General features: G+C 38.4%; 1 protein-coding gene. It reads right to left on the bottom strand.

The genetic code is table 11. The annotated features are described in order from the left end of the window. The coding region (locus tag ACEN4N_RS11625) for a transposase (RefSeq protein ID WP_407094282.1) at positions 1–140 on the bottom strand (140 nt) is incomplete at its 3' end. Positions 141–255: the final 115 nt, after the last annotated feature.

Genomic DNA, 255 nt, shown 5'->3' with positions numbered 1-255 from the left:
GAATGCTTTAAATCACGAAAAGAAGTCTCAATTCCCCACCGTAAATGGTATAATTCTTTTAAGTCATTGGGTGTAAAGTTGTCATCAAGATTTGTTATCAAGCACTCGTAGGTGCTTTCACTTAGCTCGAGTCTAACCACTCGGAAACGTATTTCGTAATAATCCTTACTGCCTCGTTTTAAAAAATCAAACTTAGACGTGGTTGATAGGAACCGAAAAGATGGATCGTCTTTAATCGCTTTGGTTCGGGAGTAG

It is taken from the genome of Ruoffia sp. FAM 20857, assembly GCF_045528645.1.
Classification (GTDB): domain Bacteria; phylum Bacillota; class Bacilli; order Lactobacillales; family Aerococcaceae; genus Ruoffia; species Ruoffia halotolerans.
Note: the sequence above shows the minus strand (reverse complement) of the source record. Positions and strands in the feature narration are given on the sequence as shown.